This is a genomic window from Streptomyces sp. NPDC060198 (assembly GCF_042728415.1).
In the GTDB taxonomy this organism is placed as follows: Bacteria; Actinomycetota; Actinomycetes; order Streptomycetales; family Streptomycetaceae; genus Streptomyces.
Window position 1 is genome coordinate 1 of sequence record NZ_JBHWZJ010000375.1, and the last position, 6,675, is coordinate 6,675.

Sequence of the window (6,675 nt, forward strand, 5' to 3'; positions counted from 1 at the left end):
CTCAGCCGCCGGTCAGCGCGTTCGTCTTCCACACCACCACGAGCACCAGCAGCCCCAGCAGCACCACGGCGGCGACGCTCTGCGCGAGGCCGTTGCGCAGCTTTGCCGGGGCGTACGCCAGGCCGTACATCACCAGGGCGCCGGTGAGCAGGCCGCCGAGGTGGCCCTGCCAGGAGGTGAAGAAGGCGGAGAGCACCATCCACACCAGGAACCCGGCCATGAAGCGGTTCAGGGAGCCCACGTCGCGGCCCAGGCGTCGGCCGATGACGTAGAGCGCCGCCGCCAGGCCGAAGACGGCTCCGGAGGCACCCACGGTGTCGGTGTCGGGTGCCAGTACGTACACCAGCACCGAGCCGCCCACCGCGGAGAGCAGATACAGCGCGGCGTAGCGGACCTTGCCGAGCTGGGTCTCCACGTCCCGGCCGAGGTTCCAGAGCGCCAGCATGTTGAAGACCAGGTGCATCACGCCGATCGACGAGTCCGGCGGCAGATGCAGGAACGCTCCGGTCAGCAGCCGGTACCACTCACCGCCGATCACACCGGTCGTCTCGAAACCGGGCGGCGTCCAGCCGTCGTACACGTACAGGGCGCCGTCGGGCCCGGTGAGGGCGGCCCCGAGCATCCCGAACCGGTCCAGGATCTCGGGCTTCACGACCTCGGCGACGTAAGCGAGGACGTTCAGCGCGATGAGCGCGTAGGTGACCAGCGGCTTCGTGCCGGACGGGACCCCGCCGCCGAAGAGGCTCCGGGCCTGGCGGACCGAGCGGTTGCCCTCCCGTACGCACTCCGGGCACTGATGCCCGACCGCCGCCTCCCGCATGCAGTCCGGGCATATCCGGCGGTCGCAGCGGGTGCAGCGGACATGCGTCTCGAACGACGGATGGCGGTAACAGGTGGGGGTGTCGGCGGGGGTGTCGGCCTCCATGACCGGCTCCTTCACTGGGCGAGGTGATGCGCGGTGCCGAGGTGACGGCGGCGATCAAGATAGCGAACCCGGAATTCGGACCATATGCCCGGGTGCCGGATGGCAGCCTGGGACCGGCACCGGCAAGCCGACTCCCGTACCGGACAGGCCCGGAGCGCGGGAACAGCGCTGGAGGACGCGTGCCCTGCATCACCGGATCGGATCGAACGGGATCGGACCGGATCGGAACGGAGACAGTCATGATCGGATCAGCCCCGGCATCGCCGGCCCCCTCGACCTCGCCGGTCGCGGGCCCCGCCCTCTCGCTCGACAAGGTCGCGGCGCGTGCCCCCGGCCTCGTCAGCCTCTACAAGACGGCTGGTGTCTCCCTGCGCAAGCGGGGCATGGACGGCGCCCGGGCGGCGGTCTACCTGGTGCTCGACCACTCGGGCTCGATGAGGGACTACTACAAGGACGGCAGCGTCCAGGCCCTCGCCGACCAGGTCCTCGGGCTGTCGGCCCATCTCGACGACGACGGACGCGTCCCCGTCGTCTTCTTCTCCACCGACATCGACGCCGTCACCGACATCGCGCTCGACAACCACCGGGGCCGCGTCGACGGGATCGTGGCGGGCCTCGGGCACATGGGGAAGACCAGCTACCACCTGGCGATGGACGCCGTCATCGACCACTACCTCGACAGCGGCTCCACCGCCCCCGCCCTCGTCGTCTTCCAGACCGACGGCGGTCCGATCAACAAACTCGCGGCCGAACGATTCCTCTGCAAGGCGGCCCGGCTCCCGCTGTTCTGGCAGTTCGTCGGCTTCGGCAACACCCGCAGCACCCAGTTCGACTTCCTGCGCAAGCTCGACGAACTCGCCGTCCCCGCCAAGCGCGTGGTCGACAACGCCGGCTACTTCCACGCCGGACCCGACCCGCGCACCGTCCCCGACGACGTGCTCTACGACCGGCTCGTGGCGGAGTTCCCGCTGTGGCTCGCGGCGGCCCGGGAGCGCGGCATCGTGAGGTGAGTGCGGCATCGTGAGGCGAGTGCGGCATCGTGAGGTGAGCGCGGCACCGTGAGGCGAGTGAAGCGAGCGCGGCACCGTGAGGCGAGCCTGGGGCAGGGGCGTCCTCAAGGGCGGGTGGGCGGCCGGACGCCCGGCCCCCGCACCCGTCGCGGTGAGCGGCGGGAACACCCGTTGCGGTGATCCGCCGGAAATCCTGACAGGAGATGTCGGGATGAGGCGGTTCGATGGCGGGCATGACACCGAACACCCCCGCCGCCACGCCCCCCGCCACCTGGGCCGACTTCCACACGGCGGAGCCCGCCTTCGCCGCCGTCGTCGAGAAGCGCTTCCGCCTCTACCGCCACCAGGTCCTGGCCACCCTCCGCAGGGACGGGTCGCCCCGGGTCACCGGGCTGGAGGCCGACTTCCGCTTCGGCGAGATGCTGCTCGGCATGATGCCCCACTCCCGCAAGGCCCTCGACCTGTTCCGCGATCCCCGCTTCGCGATCCAGGCCAACCCCGGCCCGGACGCCGACATGGCCGACGGTGACGTACGTGTCGCCGGTCGCGCGATCGAGGTCACCGACCCGGCGCTGCTTGCCCGCTTCATCGCGGAGGCCACGCCCCCGGAGCCGTTCCACCTCTTCCGCGTCGACATCACCGAGGTGGTCCACACCGGTATGGACGGCGAGGAACTCGTCGTCCGCTCCTGGCACCCGGGCCGTGGCCTGCGCACGGTCCGCCGGGGGAACGAGGGGCCGGTCGAGAGGGGCTGAGCCCGGGGTCTCACGTCGCGGCCGGGCCTCGCGCGCCGAGTCCCGCCGCCCGCGCGGCACGGCGCGCGTGCACCCCGTCCGCCGCCCCGGCCATCTCCCGCAGGGCGGACTGCTGCTCTCTCCGGGTGAGCCGGTCGAGGTAGAGGCGGCCGTGCAGGTGGTCCGTCTCGTGCTGCAGACAGCGGGCGAAGTACCCCCTGCCCTCGATCACCAGCGGCGCCCCGTCCTTGTCCCTCCCGCGTACGACGGCGAGGTCGGGTCGGGGCACCGTCCGGTAGGGGCCCGGCACGGAGAGGCACCCTTCCGCCTCGTCGGACAAGTGGCGCTGCCCCGAGGGGAGTTCCTCCAGCGTGGGGTTGGCGATGTGGCCCACGTGCCGTACGCCCCAGTCGTCGGTGATGTCCCACACGAAAAGCCGCAGGTCCTCGCCCACCTGATTGGCGGCCAGCCCCGCGCCCTCGGCCACCTCGTTGGTGGCGAACATGTCGTCGATCAGACGGGAGAGCCCGGGCGTGCCGAAGGCGGTGACCTCCCGGCACGGACGGTGCAGTACGTCCTCGCCGACGACCGTGATCCGGCGCACCTCGCCCCGCACGGCTTCCGGGACCCGCCGGGGGTACGAGGCGACGGGCGCCCCCTGCACGCGCACCCCGCCCCGCCCGATGGACCCCACGTACCCGTCAGTCATGAAGATCAACGCCCTTCGCGTCCGCCGAGCCCGTCGCCCCGACGGGCGTCACTCGCGTCCGCCGGGCGCGCGCCACGGGCAGGGCTCACTTGACCAGATGCTTTGCAAAGTAGCAGACTTTGCAAAGTGACCGAAGAGGAAATCCCCGGAATCCACTGCCCTCGCGAGGGCATCCCTGCTGCCGGCGTCCCGGCCGAGGGTGCTCCCGATGTGGAGGTGCCCGGTACGGAGGTGCCGCGCGAGGCTGCCGCCCGGCAGCCGCTCCCGGACCACCCCCTGCGCCTCGCGCTGCTGGACCTCCTCGCCGAGGCCGGGACGGTCACCTCGACCGAGGCTGCGAGCCGACTCGGCCAGAGCTCCGGCCTCTGCTCCTTCCACCTGAGGCAGCTGGCCCGTCACGGCCTGATCGAGGAGGTCCCGGACAGCCGTGGCCGGGCCAGGCCGTGGCGGCTGCGGTGGGGGAGCGGCGAGCCGGGTCGGCCCGCAGAGGGCGAACCCGCGCCCAAGGGGGCGGCGCGGGGTGGCAGTCCTTCCGGGGCGCCCGTGCCGGAGCCCTTCGACGTGCTCTCCCGGGGACTGGAGGACGAGAGCTACCAGCACTGGCTCGGACACCGGGACGAGGCGCCCGCCTCGTGGCGGAGCGACCCTTCCTTCAGCGCCGTCGTCCACCTCACCCCCGAGGAAGCCGCCGAAGTCGCCGCCTTCGTCACCCGTCTGCTGGCCGGATACCGGGAGCGCGACCGCGACCCCGCCGCGCGGCCCGAGGGAGCGCTTCCCGTGGCCGTCGTCACACGGCTCTTCCCGCTGCCGCCCGACGCCGCTCGACTGCCACAACACCCCAGGCCGCAGGGGTGAGGGCGGCCGGCGGACAAGTTTCCGCGATCCGAGGCCCCAAGATCCACCACTCGCCGGGAGGACGTGCTACGGTGTTCCAGTTGCAGTTTTGGTACCCATGAACTTTATGTGCGCCTGACGGGAATGCTTCCTCAGGCGCATTATTGTTTTCCGGCTTTCTCCGGATGGGGCTCAATGCGGCGACTTGGAATTCGTAAAGTGCGGATTCTCGGCACTGCACCTCTTTTAGGAGAATGACATGGCTACTGGAACCGTGAAGTGGTTCAACTCGGAAAAGGGCTTCGGCTTCATCGAGCAGGACGGCGGCGGCGCCGACGTCTTCGCCCACTACTCCAACATCGCCACCTCGGGCTTCCGTGAGCTCCAGGAGGGCCAGAAGGTCTCCTTCGACGTCACGCAGGGCCAGAAGGGCCCGCAGGCGGAGAACATCGTCCCCGCCTAATTCGGCCGGACGCGTACCTCGCAGCCGGGGCTCGCACCTTCACGGTGCGGGCCCCGGTTTGTGCTGTCTCCGGGACGTCCTGTCGCCGGAGCACCCGCCATGTGCCGCATCCTGGGGCGCACATGAAAGCGGTCCGTAGAGCATGTCGCAGCGACCCAGGAATCCCCCAGGAGGGAATTTCCGTATGACCCGCTTCGAACGCCAGGACCGCCCGACCGGCAACCGTCAGCCGAGTGGCCGGGGCCGCGCCCAGTCCCAGGCCGCCCCCGCCCGCCGGGGAGCCGGCAAGGCTCCCGCGCGCCGCCGTCCCGCCGCTCCGCAGGGCGGCGAGTTCGCCCTGCCGGAGACCCTCACCCCCGCTCTGCCCGCCGTCGAGGCGTTCGCCGAGCTGGACATGCCCGCCGCGCTCCTGAAGACGCTGGCCGCGCAGGGCGTCACCGATCCCTTCCCGATCCAGGGCGCCACCCTGCCGAACTCGCTCGCCGGCCGGGACATCCTCGGCCGCGGCCGTACCGGCTCCGGCAAGACGCTGGCCTTCGGCCTCGCGCTGCTGGCCCGTACCGCCGGACGCCGCAGCGAGCCCCGCGCCCCGCTGGCTCTCGTCCTGGTCCCGACCCGCGAGCTCGCCCAGCAGGTGACCGACGCGCTCACGCCGTACGCCACCTCCGTGAACCTGCGTCTGGCGACCGTGGTCGGCGGGATGTCCCTCACCAAGCAGGCCGCCACGCTCCGGCGCGGCGCCGAGGTGCTCGTCGCCACTCCGGGACGGCTGAAGGACCTCATCGAGCGCGGCGACTGCCGCCTGGACGAGGTCTCCATCACGGTCCTCGACGAGGCCGACCAGATGGCCGACATGGGCTTCATGCCGCAGGTCACCGCCCTGCTCAAGCAGGTCGAGGCGGACGGTCAGCGGATGTTGTTCTCCGCGACCCTGGACAAGAACATCGACCGGCTGGTCAAGATGTTCCTGACCGACCCGGTCGTGCACTCCGTCGACCCGTCGGCCGGCGCCGTCACCACGATGGAGCACCACGTGCTGCACGTGCTGGACGACACCGACAAGAAGGCCGTCGCCACGAAGATCGCCGCCCGCGAGGGCCGCGTGATCATGTTCGTCGACACCAAGCGTGCCGCCGACCGCTTCGCCAAGCGTCTGCTCGCCGCCGGTGTCCGCGCCGCCGCCCTGCACGGCGGCCGGTCCCAGCCGCAGCGCAACCGCACCCTGGACCAGTTCAAGGACGGCCAGGTCACGGCGCTCGTCGCGACCAACGTGGCGGCGCGCGGCATCCACGTCGACGACCTCGACCTCGTCGTCAACGTGGACCCGCCCACCGACCACAAGGACTACCTCCACCGGGGCGGCCGTACCGCGCGCGCCGGTGAGTCCGGCAGCGTCGTCACGCTGGTGCTGCCCGAGGAGAAGCGGGAGATGACCCGCCTCATGCAGGACGCGGGCATCGCCCCGCACACCACCCGCATCACCTCCAGCGACCCGGAGCTCAGCCGGATCACCGGCGCCCGCGAGCCCTCCGGCATCGCGGTCGTCATCGAGGTGCCCCAGCCGACCCCGCCGAAGCAGCGCACCCGCTCCGGCGGCCCGGCCGGCGCCGGCACCACCACCCGCTCGGGCAGCCGGGGCCGGGGCCGCCGGGGCGGCGCGGGCGGTACGGGTGCCGCCGGCGGCACGGGCAGCACCGGCAACACCGGCGGTGCACGCGGCACGGGTAACGGCGGCGGCGCACGCGGCACCGGTAACGGCGGCGGCCGCGGCGGAGCCTCCGCCGGGGCGCAGCGCGGCGAGGCCCGCGGCGCGGGCGCCGGACGTACGGGCGCGAGCGCCGGCCGCACCGGCTCCGGCCGTACGGGCACCGGCTCCGGCCGCCCCGCCGGCGCGGGCCGCGGCAACGGCGGCAACGGCGGGGGCGCACCCCGGGCCCGCCGCGCCGCGTAGGGTGCCGCGTCCCCGGTGCCCGTGAGGCACCACGGCGGACGCGGGTACG

The 6,675-nt window shown here is 72.3% G+C and carries 7 protein-coding genes; 5 read left to right on the forward strand and 2 right to left on the reverse strand.

Annotated features, from left to right (window positions below; genetic code table 11):
- Position 1: 1 nt before the first annotated feature.
- Positions 2-925 carry a rhomboid family intramembrane serine protease gene (locus ACFWEP_RS29545; RefSeq protein ID WP_387374569.1) on the reverse strand — a complete coding sequence of 308 codons (924 nt, stop codon included), beginning with the start codon at positions 923-925 and terminating at the stop codon, positions 2-4.
- Positions 926-1,164: 239 nt separating this feature from the next.
- On the opposite strand from ACFWEP_RS29545, the gene ACFWEP_RS29550 reads away from it, so the two are divergent.
- Both ACFWEP_RS29550 and ACFWEP_RS29555 read left to right on the forward strand, forming a co-directional pair.
- The gene (locus tag ACFWEP_RS29550; RefSeq protein WP_387374571.1) at positions 1,165-1,935 is read left to right on the forward strand and encodes a VWA domain-containing protein; all 771 of its coding nucleotides are present in this window, start codon (positions 1,165-1,167) and stop codon (positions 1,933-1,935) included.
- Positions 1,936-2,159: 224 nt separating this feature from the next.
- Positions 2,160-2,690 (forward strand): pyridoxamine 5'-phosphate oxidase family protein, encoded by a 531-nt coding sequence (locus ACFWEP_RS29555; RefSeq protein ID WP_387374573.1) that lies wholly within the window; start codon positions 2,160-2,162, stop codon positions 2,688-2,690.
- A gap of 10 nt (positions 2,691-2,700) precedes the next feature.
- Here the strand turns inward: ACFWEP_RS29555 and def are convergent, their stop codons facing one another.
- Positions 2,701-3,378, reverse strand: a complete 678-nt coding sequence (gene def / locus ACFWEP_RS29560; protein ID WP_387374575.1) for a peptide deformylase — start codon at positions 3,376-3,378, stop codon at positions 2,701-2,703.
- Positions 3,379-3,588: 210 nt separating this feature from the next.
- Between def and ACFWEP_RS29565 the strand changes: the two genes are divergently transcribed.
- The 3 genes from ACFWEP_RS29565 to ACFWEP_RS29575 all read left to right on the forward strand — a co-directional run bounded on the left by ACFWEP_RS29565 (position 3,589) and on the right by ACFWEP_RS29575 (position 6,626).
- A complete protein-coding gene (locus tag ACFWEP_RS29565) occupies positions 3,589-4,233 on the forward strand; it encodes a winged helix-turn-helix domain-containing protein (RefSeq protein WP_387374579.1) in 645 nt (214 codons plus the stop codon).
- Positions 4,234-4,471: 238 nt separating this feature from the next.
- The gene (locus ACFWEP_RS29570) at positions 4,472-4,675 is read left to right on the forward strand and encodes a cold-shock protein (RefSeq protein WP_003969786.1); all 204 of its coding nucleotides are present in this window, start codon (positions 4,472-4,474) and stop codon (positions 4,673-4,675) included.
- A gap of 184 nt (positions 4,676-4,859) precedes the next feature.
- Positions 4,860-6,626, forward strand: a complete 1,767-nt coding sequence (locus tag ACFWEP_RS29575) for a DEAD/DEAH box helicase (RefSeq protein WP_387374577.1) — start codon at positions 4,860-4,862, stop codon at positions 6,624-6,626.
- Positions 6,627-6,675 lie beyond the last annotated feature (49 nt).

What these genes read in the sequence shown, in the direction of transcription:
- ACFWEP_RS29570 (WP_003969786.1), top strand. Translation starts at nt 4,472, where the DNA reads ATGGCTACTGGAACCGTGAAGTGGTTCAACTCGGAAAAGGGCTTCGGC.
- ACFWEP_RS29575 (WP_387374577.1), top strand. Translation starts at nt 4,860, where the DNA reads ATGACCCGCTTCGAACGCCAGGACCGCCCGACCGGCAACCGTCAGCCG.
- def (WP_387374575.1), bottom strand. Translation starts at nt 3,378, where the DNA reads ATGACTGACGGGTACGTGGGGTCCATCGGGCGGGGCGGGGTGCGCGTG.
- ACFWEP_RS29555 (WP_387374573.1), top strand. Translation starts at nt 2,160, where the DNA reads ATGGCGGGCATGACACCGAACACCCCCGCCGCCACGCCCCCCGCCACC.
- ACFWEP_RS29545 (WP_387374569.1), bottom strand. Translation starts at nt 925, where the DNA reads ATGGAGGCCGACACCCCCGCCGACACCCCCACCTGTTACCGCCATCCG.
- ACFWEP_RS29550 (WP_387374571.1), top strand. Translation starts at nt 1,165, where the DNA reads ATGATCGGATCAGCCCCGGCATCGCCGGCCCCCTCGACCTCGCCGGTC.